Source organism: Streptomyces sp. CY-1, from assembly GCF_047218265.1.
Classification (GTDB): domain Bacteria; phylum Actinomycetota; class Actinomycetes; order Streptomycetales; family Streptomycetaceae; genus Streptomyces; species Streptomyces niphimycinicus.
On sequence record NZ_CP178393.1, the window covers coordinates 856,897 to 876,551 of the forward strand.

Genomic DNA, 19,655 nt, shown 5'->3' on the forward strand with positions numbered 1-19,655 from the left:
GTCAGTGCTCCTTCATCAGCTCGGCGTACGGGCCTCCGGCGGCGGCGAGGTCCTCGTGGCGTCCGCGTTCGACGACCGTGCCGCGGTTCAGGACGAGGATCTCGTCGCTGTCCCGCACGGTGCTGAGCCGGTGGGCGATCACCACACACGCACAGCCACGGCGGCGCAGGTTGTCCATGACGATCTGCTCGGTGCGCGCGTCCAGGGCGCTGGTGACCTCGTCCAGGACCAGCACACTGGGGCGGCGCACCAGGGCGCGGGCGATCTCCAGCCGCTGCCGCTGGCCGCCGGAGAAGTTGCGGCCGTCCTGCTCCACCCGGCAGTGGATGCCCTCCGGGCGCCGTGTGATCACATCGTCGTAGAGCGCGGCGTCCCGCAGTGCCTCCACCACCGCCTCGTCCGGGATCGACGGGTCCCACAGCGCCACGTTGTCCCGCACCGTGCCCTCGAACAGGAAGACGTCCTGGTCGACGAAGGAGACGGAGGCGGCCAGCGCGCCGCGGGGGATGTCCTCCAGGCGCTGTCCGTCGATGCGGATGACCCCCTCCCAGGGGGCGTAGAGGCCGGAGACGAGCCGGGAGACGGTGGACTTGCCGCTGCCGGAGGCGCCGACCAGCGCCACCTGGCGGCCGGGGCCGACGGAGAGCGAGAAGTCGCGCAGCAGCGGTGCGTCCAGCGGGCTGTAGCCGAAGGTGATGTTCTCCAGTGTCACCTGCCCGGTCAGCCGGCGGGTGTCCTCGCGCGGCTCGTCGCGGGTGTAGAGGGAGTCCACCGGGAAGTTCTCCACGTCCTTGAGCCGGATCACATCGGCGGAGAAGTCCTGGATGCGTCCGGCCACTCCGTTGAGCCGGGTGATGGGTGCGGTGAAGCGGGTCACCAGTGCCTGGAAGGCCACCAGCAGACCGATGGAGATATGGCCCTCGACGGCCCGCAGCCCGCCGATCCAGAGGATGAGGGCGCTGTTGAGGGTGGCGAGGGTGGGGGCGACCACGGCCAGTACGGCGCTGGGGACGCCGAGGCGCTGCTGCTCGTCCAGGGTGATGGCGTGCTGTCCGGCCCAGCGGCGGAAGTAGCCGGTCTCCCCGCCGGTGGCCTTCACCGTCTCGATGAGCTGGAGACCGGTGTACGAGGTGGTGGTCAGCCGTGCGGTGTCGGCCCGCAGCTTCTGGGTCCTGGTGGCCCGCAGCCGCACCACCACCCGTATCGCCACCACGTTGAGCAGCGCCAACCCGACGCCGACGAGGGTGAGTTGGGGGTCATAGCTCCACAGCAGAAAGGCATAGAGCACCACGACGATCCCATCGACGGCCGCGGCGGCCAGATCGCGGGCGAGGGTTTCGGCGACGGTGTCGTTGGAGCGCAGCCGCTGGACCAGGTCGGCCGGGCTGCGCTGGGCGAAGAAGGTGACGGGCAGCCGCAGCAGATGCCGCAGGAACCGTGCGCTGCTGAGGGTGGAGGAGATGATGCGTCCGCGCAGCAGATTCGCCTGCTGGACGCCGGTCAGTACGGCGGTGAGCACCACCGCCACGGCCATGGAGGCGAACAGCGGCTCCAGCGTCGAGTCCTGGCCGCCGATCAGGAACGTGTCGATGAAGGTGCGGCTGAGCGCCGGGACCGCGGCACCCACCGCCACCAGCAGCAGGCTGGCCAGCAGCGAGGCCAGCAGGGTGCCCGTGGTGCCGCGCATGCGTGGCGGCAGGGCGCCCAGCACCCCGGGACGGCGCCCGCCCCGGCGGAAGGACTCCTCGGGTTCGAGGACCAGGACCACACCGGTGAAGCTGGTGTCGAACTCCTCGACGGGGACGAAACGGCGCCCCTTGTCGGGGTCGTTGATGTGGACGCCGCGCTTGCCGAACCGCCGTCCCATGCCGTCGTAGACGACGTAGTGGTTGAACTCCCAGAAGAGGATCGCCGGGGCCTTGACCTCCGCGAGGGCCTCGGGCTCCATCTGCATGCCCTTGGCGCGCAGACCGTAGCTCCGGGCGGCCTTGAGCAGATTGCTGGCGCGCGATCCGTCCCGGGAGACACCGCAGGCGATCCGCAGCTCCTCCAGCGGCACATGGCGCCCGTAGTGGGCGAGCACCATGGCGAGCGACGCCGCACCGCACTCCAGGGCCTCCATCTGGAGCACGGTGGGGGTGCGCACGGTCCGGCGCCGGGTCTTCCTCGGCCCGGCGCCGCCGCGTGGCGCGCGGCGCCGTCCGCGGGCCGGCTGGGGGCGGCGCGCTCCGCTGCTTCCGGCGGGTGCGGGCCGGGGCGGTCCGCCCTGGTTGGTCGCGGTCACGGGAGCAGCCAATCGCTGGGATGTTGGTCGGCCAGATGGACGGTGCCGCTGGTCAGGGTCATGGAGCCGAGGGCGAACGGCGGGCCCTCGGGGGACGACCAGCGATAGCCGGAGCGGGTGCCGGAGCTGCGCTTGAGGCGCACCTGGACGGCGACCGGCGGGCCGTGCTTGGAGAACTCCTCGCCGAGTTGCTCGCTGCCGAGGTAGGAGCCGATCTGCTGGCTCGACTGGGCGGTCCGGCCGACGGCCCGCACTTCACCGCGGAGCACACCGTAGGTCCGCGTGGGCGCGGACTGCACACTGAGGTCGACCGACGCGCCCGGCCGCACCGAGGCCGCCCGGTCCGCGGGGATGTACAGGGTCGCGACCAGGGGATCGCCGGAGTGGCCGACCCGCTCCACGGAGGCGACGTTGGCGCCGGTGTTCAGCACGGAGCCGATCGAGGCGGTGAGGGTGGTGAGCCGGCCGCCCGCGATGGTGCGCACGACCGTGGTGCCCCGGGTGGTGCGGACCTTCAGCAGCGGTGCGCCCGCCGGGAGGGTGCTGCCCTCCTGGGCGAGGACGGAGGTCACCTGGCCGGCGATCGGGCTCTGAAGCACATAGCTGCCCTGGCCGTGGGTCAGGATCCCGGTGGCATCAAGGGTGCTGGACACGGTGCCGGTGACGGCCCATACGGCGGCACCGGCCATGACCGCCATCGTGACCGCCAGTGCCAGCCATCCCTGGGGGCGGGCGTAGCGCACCGGCAGGTCGATGTCCTCTGCCGACTGAAGCTTGGAGAGGGCCTGCTGGCGGAACTGCACGAGAGTCTTTCCTCAGCCGCGAAGGGAGTGATCAAAGGGGGGCCGCGGACCGCCGAGTGCCCCGGACCAGGCAGGCCCGGGGCACAGGGGAGCGGTAAATCAGCCTCAGAGGCTGCCGACGACCCCACCGACGATGCCGGTGGTGTTCAGGCCGGTGACGCCGTCAACCGTGGCGGTCACGGTGCCGAGGGCGCCGGTCACCGGGCCGGTGACGGAGTCGACGGTGCCGAGGACGTCGCCCACGGGGCTGGCGATCCCGCCCGCCACGTTGTCCAGCTCGGCGTCGGAGATCTCCTGGGTCGCGACCTTGGGCGCGTTGTTCATTGTTGCGTCTCCCTTGGGTGAACGTCTCGTTGAGCTTGCAACAGCGCACGGGAACCGAGGGGAATCAGCTCCCGCGGCATGGTCACGGGAGGTCCGGAGAACACCGGGCTCCGTGAAATGCCTGAGCGCGGAAGGGATGTAACCACGGGGTCCGCCACGCGGCGAATCACCCACGGTCCGGAACCGGGCATTCCGCCACTTTCAGATCACACCGTGGACACATTCGTGCACCTCGCCGACGCCGTTCCCTCACAGAAAGGTCATCGACCTCACGAGGTATCGCGTCCCTCGGGCGATGTGACGCGCGTCATTTCGGGGCGGACCGCCAGGGCCGGGGCCGAGGTGGCGCATGAGCCCGGTGGCACACATGGCGTCTGTGTAACAGGTGTGCCGATCACTTGAAGACCGGGCGAACAAGGCCGCATGCCAGGACGTGGTGGCACGGGTATGCGACATGTGCGACTTCAGACCGCCCGGCCCGCCTCCGGTACCACCTCGCCGTCCGGCACCGGTCCGGGCGCGGTGCCGTCGCCGAACGGGCGCCCGCCCAGTTCCGCACGGTGATGCGGGGTCAGCCAGCCGGAGAGGTCGGGGCCGAGCGGAACGATGCCGGTGGGATTGATGTTGGTGTGCACCCGGTAGTAGTGGCGCTTGATGTGGTCGAAGTCGACGGTGTCCCCGAAGCCCGGTGTCTGGAAGAGGTCACGGACGTAAGCCCACAGCACCGGGTCCTCGCTGAGCTTGTTGCGGTTGCACTTGAAGTGCCCGTGGTAGACGGCGTCGAAGCGGACCAGCGTGGTGAACAGCCGGATATCGGCTTCGGTGATGGTGTCGCCCACCAGATAGCGGCGCGTGGCCAGCCGCTGGGACAGCTCGTCGAGGCGGGCGAAGAGTCGCCGGTACGCGTCGTCGTAGGTGTCCTGGTGCTCGGCGAAGCCCGCCCGGTACACACCGTTGTTCACATCGCGGTAGACCCCCTCCGCCACCTCGTCGATCTCGTCGCGGTGCGCCTCGGGGTACAGGTCCGGGGCGCCCTCGCGCTGGAGGGCGGTCCATTGGGTGGCGAGGTCCAGGGTGATCCGGTGGAAGTCGTTGGTGACCAGCACTCCACTGGGGACGTCCACCACCGCGGGCACGCTCACCCCGCCCGGATATCCGGTCTCGCGGGCGTCGTACGCCTCGCTGAGGAAGGCGATGCCCAGCACCGGGTCCCGGTCCCCCGGGTCCAGGGTGAAGCGCCAGCTCCGCTCGTCCTGGATGGGATCGGTGATGGCCAGCGAGAGGGCCGGCTCCAGGCCGAGCAGCCGCCGCGAGATCAGCGCCCGGCTCGCCCACGGGCAGGCCCGGCTGGCCACCAGCCGATAGCGCCCGGCCTCCACCGGCCAGCCGTCCCGGCCGTCGGCGGTGATCCGGTCGGCGAAGTGCGGCCCGGATCGGCGGAACTCCTCGCGCTCGCCGGATGTCTTCTGGTCAGCGGTGTTCAACGGGACCACCTACCACCTTCCGAAGCGGGAAACCGTCGTGGACGGTCCGTGTCACGGGTTGCCCTCCGAGGCTTGGGCGCCACGGATGACACCTACTCGGTTCCACGCCCCGGGAAGGGGTATTCCTCACGGATCGGACAGGGTGGTGCTACGTCGGCGCACCAGCGTTCAAGACTGACGGCCGGGCCGGGCGCCAGGGTCGGGGCATGCCTGAGAACAAGGGCTGGAAGAGCCCGTATCTCCTGCTCACGGTCACCATGCTGCTGTGGGGCAGCGCCTTCTCCAGTTCCAAGTCGGTGGTCGCCCAGATGCCGCACACCGTGGCGGCGCTGCTGCGCTTCGGCGGCGGGGCCATCGCCCTGCTGGCGGCCGTGGCGCTCTTCGGCAGACCGGCCGCCCCCGCTTCGGCGCGCGGTGGCGGGCGGGCCGCGCTCGCGGGTCTGCTGGGGGTCTTCGCCTACAACGGCTTCTTCTTCTGGGGGCTGTCGCTGGCGCCCTCGCTCGACGCGGGAATCCTCATCCCCGTCCTGAGCCCGGTGCTCACCAGCGCCTTTCTGCTGGTCACCGGCCGTGACCGGCCCTCCGGCGCACGGCTGGCGGGGCTCGCGCTCGGGCTCGCCGGGGCAGTGGTGTTCTTCTTCGGCGCGGGCGGCAGCGCGCACGGCGGCGCCACCCGGCTGACGGGCGATCTGCTCTATCTGCTCAGCGCGGTGTGCTGGGCCGCGTACACGCTCATCGGGCCCCGGGTGCTGGCCGGTGTCGATCCGCTGCGCGCCACGACCTATGCGACGTGTGCGGGGGCGGTGCTGCTGGGGGCACTCGCCGCACCCGATCTCGGCGAGACGCACTGGAGCGAGCTGCCGACCGGTCTCTGGCTGAACGTGGTGTTCCTCGCCATCGGCCCGGCCGCCGTCGCCAATCTCCTCTACTACCGGGGAGTGGGCTCGGTGGGTCCCGCGTCCGCGTCCTTGATGATGTTCATGGTCCCGGTGATCAACACCGTGTGCGCCATGCTCTTCCTCGGCGAGTCCTTCGGCGGTCTCCAGGCGCTGGGCGCCCTGGTGCTGCTGTCGGGTGCGGTGCTCGCCGTCGCCCGGGGACGTGGACCGGCACGTCCCCGAGCGGGTACCGCGCCCACCGCGGGAAAGAAGCCCTCGGAGCTGTGAGCCACCGTACGGCGCCGGTCTGCATCACTCCCCTCGTGGTGATACAGACCGGCGTCGCACTGGGCGGCGGGGCCTCGTTTCCCGCGCCGTGCGGCAGGAGTGACGGTAAAGCGGATCACCGGGTCGGGCAACGGTGCACGGTGCGCAGCGCGAGCCTGTGATATGTGCACGGTGCGCAGTCAGTCCACCGGCTGGAGCCCGGTGATGTGCAGTGCGTGCACCAGGTCGTGGATTCCGGAGCCGGTGGTGAGCAGATCACGGCTGAGCAGGTGTTCGGCGGCCCGCAGATGGGCCCTGACGGTGTTCCGGCTGAGACCGAGATGGCGGGCGGTCCGCTGGGCGTCGGTGTTCGCGTCGATCCAGGCGCGCAGGGTGGCGTACAGATCGCGGCCACGGGTGGTTTGGAGCGGGCGGAGGAATTCCCGCGCCCAGGCGTGTGCGGGCTCGGTGCGGAACAGCTCGTCCAGGGTGGGCTCCGGCCGCCCGCGCTCGGTGCCGAAGCCGCCGTCCGGCTGCCCTCCGGCCAGGCAGAAGGCCAGGTCGAGGGCGGCCCGGGTGCGTACCTCGCCCAGGTCGAGGCCGAGGGTCGTCTCCACCCGGCCGAGGTGGTGGGAGACGGTGTTGCGGCTGATGTCCAGCAGCCGGGCCACGGCGGACCGGGGGAAGGTGACGGCGAGCCGGGTGATGTCCAGGGTGACTCTCGGGGTGGATCCCAGTGGCCGCAGCAGGGCGCGGGCCCAGGTGCCCGCCTCCGTGTGGGGCAGCAGCGGCACCAGCGGGGTCCGGCCGAGGTAGGCGGCCACCCGCTCGGGCGTATGGCGCGCCGCGGCCAGGGCGTGCAGGGCCTGTCCGTACGCCTCGGCCGTCGCGCCGAGCGGATACGGGCCGCTGATGCCCAGCGCGTAGTGCGGGTTGTCCCGCACCAGGCGGCGCAGCTCGGTGCCCTGGCCCTGGGTCACCTCGGGGCCGTCGGCGACGAGACAGATGAGGTGTTCCTCGAAGGCCGGGCAGTGCACCATCAGCCCCGTGCCGTGATAGCCCGATCCGTCCTGGTAGGTCTGCGCCAGCCGGTCCCGGTCCTCCGAGGGGCAGTGCAGCAGATGGATACGCAGCCGTTCGGCGTCCAGCAGCGCGGGGACGGCGCCGGTGGTCATCCGGCGGGCCAGGGTGAGGTCTCCCGCCAACAGGGCGCTGAACACGGCGAATCGCAGTTGCCGCGCCTTGTGCTGATAGCCGCGGAAGGTGGTGTCCGCGTCCTGCGCCCGGTCCAGGAGCGCGATGAGGCTTCCGGCGTGCGAGACCAGCGACGCCGCTTCGCGGGTGGGCGCCGAGGTGCCGGCCACCACCAGGACGGGGCGTGGTGCGCGCGGGCCGAGCGCTTCCAGACACACCTGAAACGCGCCGCTCTCGGTGGCCGCCGCGGCCATCTGGCCACCGGCCAGCCGGGACAGCGTCGGTTCGAGCGAGGGCAGGATCTGGCGCGGGAAGCGGGCGGTGGAGGTCTCGACCGTGCCCGCGCTCCCGACCAGCGCGACATCGGCGTCGATCTGCCGTCCCAGCCAGTCGAGAACCGGCCGCGGATCCGCCCCGGCCCCCCGGCTCATCTGCCGCCGCACCTCGTGCAGCAACTCGTCCAGCCGCCCGGTGTGCGCCCGTGCCTCCACAGCAGTACTCCTCCCCACTCCCCCCGGATGGGGAAGTGTCCACGCAGGCCAGGGCCCTGCGTAGGGGCCATGGCGGGGCTGTTAGGTTGACATGCCCAATTGAACGGGGAAAGGAAGATCACGTGCGCAAGGCAGTACATATGGCGGCCACTTCGGTCATCGTCGCCCTTGTCGTCAGCGGCTGCGGAGACAGCGACGACGGGAAGAAGGATTCCAAGCCGAGCGGCGAAGCCACCCAGGCCGCCCAGAAGTCGCCGAATGAGAGCCCGGCGGCCAAGCGCACGATCATCGAGCGTTCGGCGGGGTCCTGGAAGTCCATCGTGGCGGCGAAGTCCGACGACGCCCTGGAGACCCTCACCATCGCGGACGGCAAGGTCACGGCGAAGGGGCCGAAGCTCGACTGCACCGGCACGCTGAAGGGCGGCGAGGACAAGCCTTCCCTGACCCTGTCGTGCAAGGGCGGCAGCGACGGAGGACGGGGCGAGGGCACCGTAGGGATGAAGGGCGACGACGCCCTGGCGATCAACTGGAAGGGCGCCGAGGGCGGCTTCGGCGGTCCGGTCGACAGCTTCCGCCGCGCGGGCTGAGCCTCAGGGCAACACTCAGGCCACCGCGGGCGGGCACCGGCCGCGGTGGCCAAGCGGACGACGACGCGCGTGACGTGGCCACGGCCTCAGTCCACCGAGCGGAACAAGCCCTCCAGCGCGCTCGCCACCTGGTCGGTCGAGAGCGGGTCGTCGACACCGCCCATCGCGTAGATGCCCCGGTCCAGTTTGATGCCCCGCGTCATCGCGCCGAGCAGCGCCGCCAGTTCGGTGCCCCGCAGGGCGGGCCGGTGCCCGGCCCGGTCGAACAGCCCGTCCAGCATGGTGCCGATACGGCGGCTGAACCGCCTCTCGTGTTCCACCAGCGCGGAGGCGGCATCGCCGTCCCGGAGCGCCATCAGCCGGAATTCCAGGTGGATGAAGACCCACCGGGTGTCCAGATGCTCCCCGTTGAAGATCTCGGCGAAGGTCCGGGCGAGCTGGGGGGCCAGATCCCGGCCGGTGTCCATCTCGGCGATCCGCTCCCCGATGTAGTCGGCGGTGCGGTCGCTGTGCCGCCGGAAGACATCGAGGAAGAGCTTCAGCTTGCTGTCGTAGTTGGAGTAGAAGGCCCCGGTGGTCCTGCCCGCGCACTGGCAGATGTATCCGATCGAGGCCCCGTGGAAGCCGCGTTCGGAGAACGCCCGCTCCGCCCCGACGATCAGCGCTTCCACGGTCTTTGACCGCTGCGGCGGCATCGGTGTGCCCCTCTCCCCCAGTTGTTCGGAAACCTGGCCAGATCCGTACGGTAGCCGATCCGTCCCTCTGTTCAGTAGGGAACCCTATCGGTAGCGTTCCCTATTGAAGCCGCGGCCGACGGCTCCGGGAAGTTCGCCCCGGAAAGTTCGAGGAATCACGAAGGAGAGCCATCGTGAACGCTCCGATGCCCACCGCCCATGACGACCTCCGAGAAGTGCACGACCTCCCTTCGTATCAGAACGACCGGGACGACTACGTCAACCCGGCACGTGCGCTGCTCACCGGGCCACCGATCAGCCCGCTGAGGTTCGCCGGCGGCAGCGCCGGCTGGCTGGTGACCGGATATCACGAGGCGCGGGAGGTGCTGCGGGATTCCCGGTTCAGCGCCGAGCGCTGGCGTGGCGACGACACGATGCGGAAGGTCCCCGAGTCGATCCGGCGGGACCGCAGCAGCGGGGCGGGGTCATTCCTGGCCATGGACGCGCCGGAGCACGGCCGCTACCGGGGCCAGCTCACGCGGTACTTCACGGTGCGGCGGATGCGCGAGCTGGAAGCGCGCGTCGAAGACATCGTTGCCAATCAGTTGGACGCGTTGGAGGCGGCCGGCAAACCGGCCGATCTGGTGCGGCACTTCGCCCTCCCCATCCCCTCGCTGGTGATCTGCGAGATGCTCGGTGTGCCGTACGAGGAGCGGGAGTTCTTCCAGACCGTCGCCGCGCGACTGCTCCGCCAGGACCGCACCGACGAGGAGTTCGACGCCGGGAAGACCGCGCTCGACGACTTCCTGCGCACACTGGTCGAGGCCAAGCGCAAGGAGCCGCAGGACGATCTGATCTCCCTGCTGACCGCGGTCGACGAGCTCAATGACGTGGAGATCGGCGGGATCGCGGGGCTGCTGCTGATCGCCGGCCACGAGACCACCACCAATATGCTCAGCCTCGGCACCTTCGCCCTGCTGCGCGAGCCCGAGCAGTTCGAGCGGCTGCGGGCCGACGAGTCGCTCCTTCCGACGGCCGTCGAGGAGCTGCTGCGCTATCTCAGCATCGTCAACGCCTTCCCCGTCCGCATCGCGCTGGAGGACGTGGTCGTCGGCGGTGTCACCATCAAGGCGGGCCAGTCCGTGGCGGTCTCGGTCCCGGCGGTCAACCGGGACCCGGCGCTGGTGGACGACCCGGACACGCTCGACGTCGGGCGTCCCCGCAGCAGCCATCTGGCCTTCGGGTACGGCATCCATCAGTGTCTCGGTCAGCATCTGGCCAGGATCGAGCTGGTGTCGGGCTACCGCGGACTGATCCGCCGGTTCCCGGGGCTGCGGCTCGCCGTGCCCCCGGAGGAGGTCCGGATGCGCAGCGACATGGTCATCTACGGAGCGCATGAACTGCCCGTCACCTGGTGACAACGCCGGGCACGACCCGGCCTCCGCACACGGCGCCGGGCGGGCCCGGTCTCCGCACAACCGAAATCATCACATGACCTCCACGCACACGGAGTTCATGTGATGATTCGGTGACCCCGATCCGTCCGGGCCGGGGGTGTGGAGGGGAAATACACGTGAAGTCAACGACCTTCAGATCCGCCGTGGGGGCCGTGCTGACGGCGGCCCTGTCCGCCGTGGTCCTGCCCGCCTCCGCCGCGAGCGCGGCGGAGGGCCCAGCGGCGGCCGGCACCGTGGACACCGCGACCGCGCAGTCCTTCGGGCGCCTGGCCGACGCGGTGCTGACCCAGCGCACGGCGGCGCTGCTGGACACCAAGGAGTCGGTGCGGCGCGCGGCCCCGCTCGCCGAGAAGAACGTCCGTCTGTCGGCCGGCCAGACCCGGACCGAGGACACCGCGCTGTCCACGCTGCGCTCCCGCAAGGCGCGGCTCGCGGCCCTGGGCGAGGCGTACACATCCGCCGACACCCGGGTGGCGGTGGACCGGGTGCGGGTCGAGGCCGGGCACGCCACCGTCCAGGCCACCGAGACCACCACGCTGGCCTACAAGAAGATACGCGGTGACGAGCCCGCGACGACCGGCTTCCAGGCGCACCACCGGCTGAGCTTCGCCGCCACCACGGACGGGAAGTGGCAGCTCACCGGCCTCACCTCGACCGACGACGGCCCGCTGGCGGTCAACGAGCCGGCCAAGGCGCCGGTGGCGGCCAGGACGACGGACCTGCCCGATGCGACGCCCGCCGCCATCTCGGTGCCGTCCCGGCCGCAGACGAAGCCCGCCGGAAGCTACGACTACGCGGCGATGGCCTCGTACGCCGAGAAGTACTGGCAGAACTACAACCCCGCCTACCGGAAGTTCAACGAGGCCGGTGGCGACTGCACCAACTTCGTCAGCCAGGCCCTGAAGGCCGGTGGCTGGGCCAACAAGTCCGGTGACGCCGAGGACTACCGGAGCTGGTGGTACGACACCTCGTACCAGTCGACGTCCTGGGTGGGCACCAACGAGTGGTCGTGGTTCACGCTGGACTCCAAGCGCGCCACCAACCTGGCGAACGTCTACTACATGGGCGTCGGCGACGTCATGCAGATGGACTTCGACAAGGACGGGTCCAAGGACCACACCATGGTCGTCACCTACCGGAGCTCCAGCGGGGTGCCGTATCTGACCTACCACTCGGTCAACACCTACCGGAGGTCCGTGGCCAGCATCATCGCCTCGTACCCGACCTCGGCCTACTACGCCTACCGCATCTGAGCCCCTCCCCCTCCCCCTCCCCGTGGCCGTGGACCCCGCCCCTCCCGGGCGGGGTCCACCGCATTTGCCCCCGGCCCGGGCCGGTATGTCACAGTGGACCGCCCCTCCCTTCTCCTCACCCCTTCGAAAGTGATGCAGTCCACGACGTTCCCTCCCCGCACCGCGGATCTGTTCACACAGGGCCTGGAGGACCGCCCGGGCTCCGCCCTGCTGCGTTTCGGCGCGGCGCGCCGACGTCCGGCCGGCCGGCTGAGCTGATCCGGCCCCGGAGCCGTGGCCTGGCTCGACGGCTCCCGGGGCCATGTGTGGAGTGTCGGGAAGCCGGTGGCCGCCGCCGGGCTGGTGCTGGGCGCGGCGCAGCGCCTGCCCGACGAGGTGAGGGAGTTCACCGGTCCCCGTGGCACCGACGCGCTGGTCGCCCGCCATCTGCCGCTGGCAGATGTGGTCGAGTGGGTCTTCCGCTGGACACCGGACGAGCCGCCCGTCCATCCGGGTGAGGAGCGGGTGGTCGAGCTCGGCGAACACCATCACGAGGAGCTGCTGGCCTTCCTCCGGGAGCACAGCCCGGCCCATTCGACCGGCCCCGGCTCCTCGGGTATCAGCCTGTGGGCCGGGATCCGGGACGAGGACGGGCGGCTGGTGGCCTGCGGCGCCCTGAGCAGCCTGCGGGACAGCGGCGCCCCGCTGATGGCGTCGGTGGCGACCGACGCCCGGCAGCGCGGCCAGGGGCTCGGCGCGGCGCTGACCTCCTGGCTCACCCGGTACGCCGTACGCCGGCACGGCTTCTGCACCCTGTGGCAGCTCGCCGACAACGCCCCCGCCGAACGGCTCTACACCCGCCTCGGCTACCGCGACGAGGACCTCTGCGTGGCCGCGCGGATCGCCGCGCGCTGAGCCCGACACCTCGATCCCGAAACCCGGCGCACACCGGCGAGCGGCCGACCCCGTGATGTGATGTCCGCACGGTGTTCACCCGACGGACACCGAAGCAACGTCAGCACGCCTGCGTACACACACGTCTTCGAGCCGCGAGAGATGGAGTGACGCCATGCCGGGCGCCCTGTCACGACGTTCCGCCCTGTCCTTCCTGGGAGGGGCGATGGCCGTCGCCGCCACCGGTGGGGGCGGATGGCCGGCGGCCGCGGCCGAGCCCGCCTCCGGCCCCGGATCCGCGCCCGGTCCGGGATCCGCACCCGGTCCCGCGAGCGGTCCCACGGCCTCCCGGGTGGACTCCCTCATCGGCCGGATGACGCTCGAGGAGAAGGTCTCGCTGCTGCACGGCGCGAAGGATCCCCGAAGCCTCGGGCAGGCGGGCCACATCCCCGGTGTCCCCCGGCTCGGCATTCCACCGCTGCGCCTCGCCGACGGGCCCGCCGGGGTACGGGCCACCCGGCGGGCCACCGCGCTGCCCGCGCCGGTGCTGCTCGCCTCGGCCTTCGACCCGGCCCTGGCGCGGGAATACGGGCGCACCATCGGGCGCGAGGGCCGCGCGCTGGGCCAGGATGTGCTGCTCTCCCCCATGGTCAATCTCATCCGCACCCCGTACGCCGGGCGCAACTTCGAGACCTTCGGCGAGGACCCCCTGCTCGCCTCCGAGCTGGTGGCCGAGGAGGTCCGCGGCATCCAGGGCGAGGGCCTGATCGCCACCGTCAAGCACTTCGCCCTGAACAACCAGGAGTACGAGCGGGAGTCGATCGATGTCATCGTCGACGAGCGGACGATGCGGGAGACGGAGCTGCCCGGCTTCGAGGCGGCCGTACGGGCGGGCGCGGGGGCGGTCATGGGCGCGTACAACAAGGTCAACGGGGCCTTCGCCTGCGAGAGCGAGCCACTGCTGACCGGTGTGCTGCGCGAGGACTGGGGCTTCGACGGCTGGGTGATGACCGACTGGCACGCCGCCCACAGCACCGTGGCGGCCCTCGGCGCCGGGCTCGACATGGAGATGCCCGACGGCAAGTACTTCGGCGACGCCCTGCTCAGGGCGGTGGCCGACGGGACCGTACCGGAGGCCGAGGTGGACCGCGCGGCCGGCCGCGTCCTGACCGTCATGGACCGCTTCGGCCTGCTGGACGGCGAGGCCCCGCCACGGCCCGGCCGGGACCCCGGGGCCGGGGCGCGCACCGCGCTGAAGGTGGCGACGGCGGGCGGCATCCTGCTGCGCAATGAGCACGGCACACTGCCGCTGACCGGGCCCGCCGCCCGGTCGATCGCCGTCGTCGGGCCCGCCGGCGCCATCCCCTTCGTCAGTGGCGGCGGCAGCGCCCATGTGGTCCCCGACCAGGCCGCGAGCCCGCTGGAGGCGATGCGCGAGCGCGCCGGGAAGGGGGCCCGGGTGGAGTACGCCCTGGGCGAGGACGTGTTCGGCAAGAAGCTCCCCGCCGCAGCGCTCTCCCCGGCCACCGGGCTGGACGAGCGGAAAGTGGCGGCGGGGAAGAGCTGGAGCTACGACGGCACCCTCACCGTCGCCGAGGCCGATGAGTGGACGTTCGTCCTGCACTTCAGCGGCCCGCCCACCGGCCGCCCGAAGGTCCTGCTGGACGGCGAGGAGCTGTTCCCGTTCCGGCCCGGCCTGGGCGAGTACTTCACCGGTGGCTTCCTCAGCGCCGCCCCGGACGGGCTCGCCGTGCGCCGGGCGGCCGTCGCGCTGACGGCGGGTAAGCACCGGCTGAAGGTCACCGCCAAGGGCGGCGGGAAGGGGCTGACCTTCCGGCTGCGCCACACCACCTCCGCCACTCGCGCCGCCGATGTCGCCGAGGCCGTGCGCGCCGCCCGCGCCGCGCACAGTGTGGTGCTCTTCGCCCACGAGGACGCCACCGAGGGCAGGGACCGCACCACCATCGCCCTCCCCGGCCATCAGAACGCGCTGATCGGCGCCGTCACCGAGGCCAACCCGCGCACCACCGTGGTTCTCAACACCTCCTCGTGCACCTCGATGCCCTGGCTGGACCGCACCGGCGCCGTCCTCCAGATGTACTACCCGGGCCAGGAGGGCGCCGCCGCCACCACCGCCCTGCTCTTCGGCGACGCCAACCCCGGCGGGCGGCTCACCCAGACCTTCCCCGTCTCCGACGACCGCCATCCGATGGCCGAGGACCCCCGGCGCTACCCCGGGGTGAACGGCCGTGAGGAGTACTCCGAGGGCATCCGGGTCGGCTATCGCTGGTACGACGCCGAGGGTGTGCGGCCGCTCTTCCCCTTCGGCCACGGCCTGTCGTACACCACCTTCGCCTATGCGGGGCTGCGGCTGCGAAGACACGGAAGCGGGCTGGAGGCGGACTTCACCGTGCGCAACACCGGGCGGCGGGCCGGGGCGGAGGTGGCCCAGGTGTATGTGGGGCCCTCCCCCGAGCTGCCGCTCGACCAGGCCGAGCGGGCCCTGGCCGGATTCCGGCGGATCCATCTGCGGCCCGGTGAGGCGCGGCAGGTGACGGTGCGGGTGGCCGCCCGGACGCTGTCCTCCTGGGACACCGAACGTCATGGCTGGGTACTGGGCACCGGGCGCCGGACCGTGGAAGTGGGCTCCTCCTCCCGCGATCCGAGGCTGCGCGGGCAGATCGAGGTCCGCCACGGCGCCTAGACCGGTCGTGGCCGGAAGCCCCCTGGCCGTGGCCGGAGATCCCCTCGCCCGTGGCCGAAGTCCCGTCGGCCGTGGCCGCCTTCGCATACGACGACTACGCTAGTATGACGCGCGTGCAACTAATGGCGCACGCAATCATTAAGGCATCGACGAAGGAGCGCCGTGCAGATCGACCTTTCCGGTAGGACCGCCCTGGTCACCGGCTCCACGCAGGGCATCGGATTCGCCATCGCCGCCGGCCTGGCGCGGGCGGGCGCCCGTGTCGCCATCAACGGGCGCCGGCAGGAGTCCGTCGAGGCCGCCATCCAGAAGCTGGAGGAGGACACGGAGGGCGGCTCGTTCATCCCCGCCCCCGGCGACATCACATCCGAGGACGGCGCCCGTGAGGTCACCGGCACCGTGCCGGACGCCGATGTCCTGATCAACAACCTCGGTATCTTCGGGGCCACTCCGGCGCTGGAGATCAGCGACGAGGAGTGGCGGCGCTATTTCGAGGTGAACGTCCTGGCCTCCGTCCGGATGATCCGGAGCCTGCTGCCCGGGATGAAGGAACGCTCATGGGGCCGGATCGTGAACGTCGCCAGTGACTCCGCCGTCGTCATCCCTGCCGAGATGATCCACTACGGGATGTCGAAGACCGCGCTGCTCGCGGTCACCCGTGGCTTCGCCAAGGAGGCCGCCGGTACGGGCGTCACCGTCAACTCGCTGATCGCCGGGCCGACCCACACCGGAGGCGTCGAGGACTTCGTGTACGAACTGGTGGACCCGGAGCTGCCCTGGGACGAGGCCCAGCGGGAGTTCATGGCCAAGTACCGGCCGCAGTCGCTGCTCCAACGGCTCATCGAGCCCGAGGAGATCGCCAACATGGCGGTCTACCTCAGCTCGCCGCTCGCCTCGGCCACCACCGGCGGAGCCGTGCGTGCCGACGGCGGCTACGTCGACTCGATCCTCCCCTGACGCGGGCGTCACCCGCTCCTCCGGGCCCCGAGGCGGGGCCCGGGGGACACCTCAGCGGGGGGCACCTCAGTGCGGGCACCCCAGCGGGGGCCGAACCGGCCGGGGCATCACATCGGGGCATCGCACCGGGCGACCACCCGGTAGGCGTTGGACACCTTCCCCCACCCCGCCAGCGGCTTGAGCAACAGCCGGTCCAGCGTGGTCGCGAGGATCAGCGCGGGGACGGCCGCGAGCAGCAGCGCGCAGCGCAGCAGCCAGCGCGCCCGGCCGGGCGGTCGCGGCAGCGAAGGGGCGTCATCGGGCGGGATGACCGCGTTCAGCGACAGCCATACGGCGCCCAGCAGATCGACCGTGTCGGACGGTGCGCGGTGCTCCTCGGCGATCACGGTGAAGCCGAGCGCGCCCAGTTCCTTCCGGAGGTTCGCCACCGGAAGGAAGTGCAGATGCTGGGGCTGGAGCCAAGGCAGCCAGAAGCGGCCGAGCAGCCGGGCGAACCAGCACTCCGGATCGGGCACCTCGATCAGCAGATGGCCACCGGGGCGCAACGCCCGCCGGGCCGCGCGGAGTTCGGCGCGGGGATCGGTGCTGTGCTCCAGATAGTGGAACATGCTCACCACGTCGTAGCCCCCGGCCAGGCTCTCCTCGGCCAGCTCGGGGAAGCTGCCACGGATGCCCCGGTCTATGCGCCCCGTCCGCTCGGCCAGTTCGACGCCGTCGGTGAAGTCCAGTCCGTCGAAGCGGGTGCCGGGGAAGACGGTACGGGCCACCGCGGGGAAGTGGCCGTGTCCCGTGCCGACATCGAGCCAGGTCTTCGGGGGCTCGGCGGAGGGCTCCTGGAACATCGCACGCCGCCGGTACACCTTGTCCCGCCCGGCGAAGAGGTTGCCGAGCTCGATCTCCCCCATTCCGTCATAGAAGTCGCGGTAGTAGAACTCCAGGCCGTCGCCGTTCAGCCTGGGGTTCTGGAAGACGTGGCGGCACTCGGCACACGCGTCGAGCGTGAAGCGGCCCGGCTTGCTCTGGTAGCGGTCCCTGGTGCGCAGCCGCCGCTTCAGCCGCGTCGAGCCGCACCACGGACAGTCGGTACGGCGCGGTTCGAAGAACCGCCCGGTGCCCCGCGCCAGATCGGCCTGGTAGCGGGGGCGCAGCGCGGCGACGGTCTCGGCGCGCGATGGCTTCGCGGGCGTACGTGGTGCGTCGGACGTGCGGCTCATCGGTCCCCCTCGGGAGTCGGCGTGGCATGGCCACCGGTCTTCGCGGCCAGCGCTTCCAGATGTCCGGCTGCCGCGACGGCGCCGCCCGCCGCGCGGAACGAGGCCCCGACGCGCTCGGCGGCGACGCGGTACCCCGGCTCGTACAGGACGGTGTCCAGCGCCTCGCCGAGCCCGGCCGCCCTCGCCCGGCCGAACCTGACGCGGACGCCCGCGCCCGCGTCGACCACCTGCGCGGCCACCACCGGCTGGTCGTCCCGGATGGGGGCGACGACAAGCGGTACGCCGTGCCACAGGGTTTCGCAGACCGTGTTGTGGCCCGCGTGGCACACCACCGCGCTCACCCGTTCCAGCAGGGAGAGTTGCGGGACGTAACGGCACACCAGGACGTCCTTGTCGTCCGGGGTGTCCGGGGTATCCAGGACGTCCGGGGTGAGTACGTCCTCCGGGTCGACGATGACCGTCTGGAATCGACCGGCACGGGCCCGTACGGCCGCCCGGCACTCGGTGAGGAAACGCGCCCCGGCATCGGTGTTCGCGGTGCCGAGCGTGACCAGGACGGCCGGGCGCGCGGGGTCCAGCCACTGCCAGGGGAAGTCCGTCGTGGCCGGCCGCTCGGCGATCGACGGCCCCACGTAACGGATGCGGTCACCCGCCCGGGCCGGCCGTCCGGCCAGTTCCTCGGTGGTGAAGGCCAGGACCAGCTCCGGTGAGAACCGGGGATCGGCCGTGCCCGCCGGATCGCCGATCCGGCCCCGTATCTCGTCCATTTGCCCGGCCAGCCAGGCGTCGACCTTGGGCAGACCGTCCAGCGCGCCCGTGAACTCCGCCGAGGTGGTGGCGGATGTGGCCCAGCGCACCCCCATCCGTTCGGCCACCAGTCCGCCCGCCACGGTCTGCTGGTCGGCGATCACCACATCGGGGCGGAACTCCTCGATGGCCTTGGCCACGCCCGGGGCCATGGCCTCGGCGAGCGGCACCAGGAACCGCTCCCACAGGAACCTCAGCGCCGCCGGGCCGCGGACGTCCGGTGGCCGGCCCGCCCCGCCCTCGCCCAGCACCGGCCCGGCGCAGCGGTAGACCGTCGCCCCCTGCCCGGTCAGCCGCCCGACGACCTCGGGCATCCCGGCCCAGGCCACCCGGTGTCCCCGGGCGGTCAGTTCGGCCGCGACGCCGAGGGTGGGGTTGACGTGGCCGACCAGTGGCGGCACGACGAAGAGAAAGCGGCGGGGTATGTGGGGTGGGGTTGCCTGCGATCTGCTGGGTTCGCTCATGAGACATCGGCCTCCACGGCCGCCCCCGCCGCCGGGGCGCCGGTGTCCGGTTCGTATCCGTGGATCCAGGAGAGCAGCAGTTCGCGGATCCGGGTGGGCGCCTCGGCAAGGACCGAATGCCCCTGTCCGGGCAGGACGACGGTCCGGGTGCCGGGCAGCACCGACTCCAGCCACCGCTCCTGCCCGGCGAGTTCGGAATCGGCGCCGTAGACGGCCAGCACCGGGCAGCGCACCGCGCCGACCTGCTCCTCGCTCACCACCCGGCTCTCCGGTACGTCCTCGGCGATGGTGGTCGTACGCACCAGGCGGGCGGCCGACTTGGCCAGCCGTGCGGTGTGGGCGCCCCGGTTGGCGCTGACCCAGGCCAGCGACTCGGCCTCATGCACAACCAGCTCGGCGACGACGCGCCGGAGGATTCCGCTGATCTCGGTCAGCCAGCTCTCGGTGGCGGGTTTCGCCTCGATCACCGCGATCCCGGCCACCCGCTCCGGATGGCGCATGGCGTAGGCGAACGCCACCGTTCCGCCGAAGCAGTTGCCCACCAGATGGACGGGGCCCGTGATGTCCAGCCGGTCGAGCAGCCGCTCCAGATCGGTGACGAACGTGTCCAGCCGGTAGCCGGAGCCGGGGCGCTCGCTGCGGCCGTGTCCCCGCTGGTCGTACATCACCACCTCCAGCCCGGCGGCGGCGAGGTCCGGGGCCACCGTGAAGTACCAACTGGCGAGGGAGTCGGTGAGCAGACCGTGGATGAGCACGGCGGTGGCGGTGGGCGGACGGCCGTCGGGCGGGGACAGCCGCTGGACATGCAGTCGGACGCCGTCCGGCCCGGTATCCGGACCGTCGTGATCCGTGGCGTGGTCCGCGTCATCGCCCGTGCCGCTGCCTGTGCCGCTGCTCGTGCCGTCGCAGGTGTCGCGGCCGGTGTCGATCATTGCCATGG

At 71.6% G+C, this 19,655-nt stretch carries 15 protein-coding genes and 1 pseudogene; 7 read left to right on the top strand and 9 right to left on the bottom strand.

All coding sequences use genetic code 11. The annotated features are described in order from the left end of the window. Position 1 precedes the first annotated feature (1 nt). From ACK1X7_RS03780 to ACK1X7_RS03795, 4 genes are all read right to left on the bottom strand, one after another. Positions 2-2,284 (bottom strand): NHLP family bacteriocin export ABC transporter peptidase/permease/ATPase subunit, encoded by a 2,283-nt coding sequence (locus ACK1X7_RS03780; protein WP_390794580.1) that lies wholly within the window; start codon positions 2,282-2,284, stop codon positions 2-4. Beyond that, positions 2,281-3,087 carry an HlyD family efflux transporter periplasmic adaptor subunit gene (locus ACK1X7_RS03785; protein ID WP_385155866.1) on the bottom strand — a complete coding sequence of 269 codons (807 nt, stop codon included), beginning with the start codon at positions 3,085-3,087 and terminating at the stop codon, positions 2,281-2,283. Before ACK1X7_RS03785 ends, ACK1X7_RS03780 begins: the two co-directional genes overlap by 4 nt. Positions 3,088-3,192: 105 nt before the next feature. Continuing rightward, on the bottom strand, positions 3,193-3,411 hold the full coding sequence (locus ACK1X7_RS03790) for a type A2 lantipeptide (RefSeq protein WP_216345195.1): 219 nt from the start codon (positions 3,409-3,411) through the stop codon (positions 3,193-3,195). 464 nt (positions 3,412-3,875) lie between these two features. Beyond that, positions 3,876-4,895, bottom strand: coding sequence for a glutathione S-transferase family protein (locus ACK1X7_RS03795; protein WP_413114625.1), 1,020 nt, complete (start codon positions 4,893-4,895; stop codon positions 3,876-3,878). A 206-nt stretch (positions 4,896-5,101) separates the two neighbouring features. Between ACK1X7_RS03795 and ACK1X7_RS03800 the strand changes: the two genes are divergently transcribed. Next, positions 5,102-6,061 (top strand): DMT family transporter, encoded by a 960-nt coding sequence (locus ACK1X7_RS03800; RefSeq protein WP_398160372.1) that lies wholly within the window; start codon positions 5,102-5,104, stop codon positions 6,059-6,061. 179 nt (positions 6,062-6,240) lie between these two features. Here the strand turns inward: ACK1X7_RS03800 and ACK1X7_RS03805 are convergent, their stop codons facing one another. Next, positions 6,241-7,725, bottom strand: coding sequence for a helix-turn-helix domain-containing protein (locus ACK1X7_RS03805; protein WP_385155854.1), 1,485 nt, complete (start codon positions 7,723-7,725; stop codon positions 6,241-6,243). A gap of 122 nt (positions 7,726-7,847) precedes the next feature. Here ACK1X7_RS03805 and ACK1X7_RS03810 point away from each other — a divergent pair, with 122 nt between their 5' ends. Continuing rightward, complete coding sequence (locus ACK1X7_RS03810; RefSeq protein WP_385155851.1) at positions 7,848-8,312, top strand: hypothetical protein; 465 nt, start codon at positions 7,848-7,850, stop codon at positions 8,310-8,312. An 86-nt stretch (positions 8,313-8,398) separates the two neighbouring features. Here ACK1X7_RS03810 and ACK1X7_RS03815 read toward each other — a convergent pair whose 3' ends face one another. Beyond that, positions 8,399-9,007, bottom strand: a complete 609-nt coding sequence (locus ACK1X7_RS03815) for a TetR/AcrR family transcriptional regulator (RefSeq protein WP_385155848.1) — start codon at positions 9,005-9,007, stop codon at positions 8,399-8,401. Between the two features lie 173 nt (positions 9,008-9,180). On the opposite strand from ACK1X7_RS03815, the gene ACK1X7_RS03820 reads away from it, so the two are divergent. The 5 genes and pseudogenes from ACK1X7_RS03820 (at position 9,181) to ACK1X7_RS03840 (ending at position 16,230) form a co-directional block, all read left to right on the top strand. Further along, positions 9,181-10,404, top strand: a complete 1,224-nt coding sequence (locus tag ACK1X7_RS03820; protein WP_385155844.1) for a cytochrome P450 — start codon at positions 9,181-9,183, stop codon at positions 10,402-10,404. Positions 10,405-10,559: 155 nt separating this feature from the next. After that, positions 10,560-11,696: an amidase domain-containing protein gene (locus ACK1X7_RS03825; protein WP_385155841.1), complete on the top strand. Its 1,137-nt coding sequence runs from the start codon at positions 10,560-10,562 to the stop codon at positions 11,694-11,696. A 132-nt stretch (positions 11,697-11,828) separates the two neighbouring features. Continuing rightward, positions 11,829-12,590, top strand: a pseudogene (locus ACK1X7_RS03830) (GNAT family N-acetyltransferase). A gap of 154 nt (positions 12,591-12,744) precedes the next feature. Continuing rightward, positions 12,745-15,273: a beta-glucosidase gene (locus tag ACK1X7_RS03835; RefSeq protein ID WP_413114626.1), complete on the top strand. Its 2,529-nt coding sequence runs from the start codon at positions 12,745-12,747 to the stop codon at positions 15,271-15,273. A 162-nt stretch (positions 15,274-15,435) separates the two neighbouring features. Then, a complete protein-coding gene (locus ACK1X7_RS03840) occupies positions 15,436-16,230 on the top strand; it encodes an SDR family NAD(P)-dependent oxidoreductase (protein WP_385151896.1) in 795 nt (264 codons plus the stop codon). Between the two features lie 107 nt (positions 16,231-16,337). Here the strand turns inward: ACK1X7_RS03840 and ACK1X7_RS03845 are convergent, their stop codons facing one another. The 3 genes from ACK1X7_RS03845 to ACK1X7_RS03855 are packed head-to-tail and all read right to left on the bottom strand — an operon-like array spanning position 16,338 to position 19,653. Beyond that, the gene (locus tag ACK1X7_RS03845) at positions 16,338-17,444 is read right to left on the bottom strand and encodes a class I SAM-dependent methyltransferase (protein WP_385151893.1); all 1,107 of its coding nucleotides are present in this window, start codon (positions 17,442-17,444) and stop codon (positions 16,338-16,340) included. Next, positions 17,441-18,715 (bottom strand): glycosyltransferase, encoded by a 1,275-nt coding sequence (locus ACK1X7_RS03850; RefSeq protein WP_413114627.1) that lies wholly within the window; start codon positions 18,713-18,715, stop codon positions 17,441-17,443. Before ACK1X7_RS03850 ends, ACK1X7_RS03845 begins: the two co-directional genes overlap by 4 nt. Further along, positions 18,712-19,653, bottom strand: a complete 942-nt coding sequence (locus ACK1X7_RS03855) for an alpha/beta fold hydrolase (RefSeq protein WP_385151886.1) — start codon at positions 19,651-19,653, stop codon at positions 18,712-18,714. Before ACK1X7_RS03855 ends, ACK1X7_RS03850 begins: the two co-directional genes overlap by 4 nt. Positions 19,654-19,655: the final 2 nt, after the last annotated feature.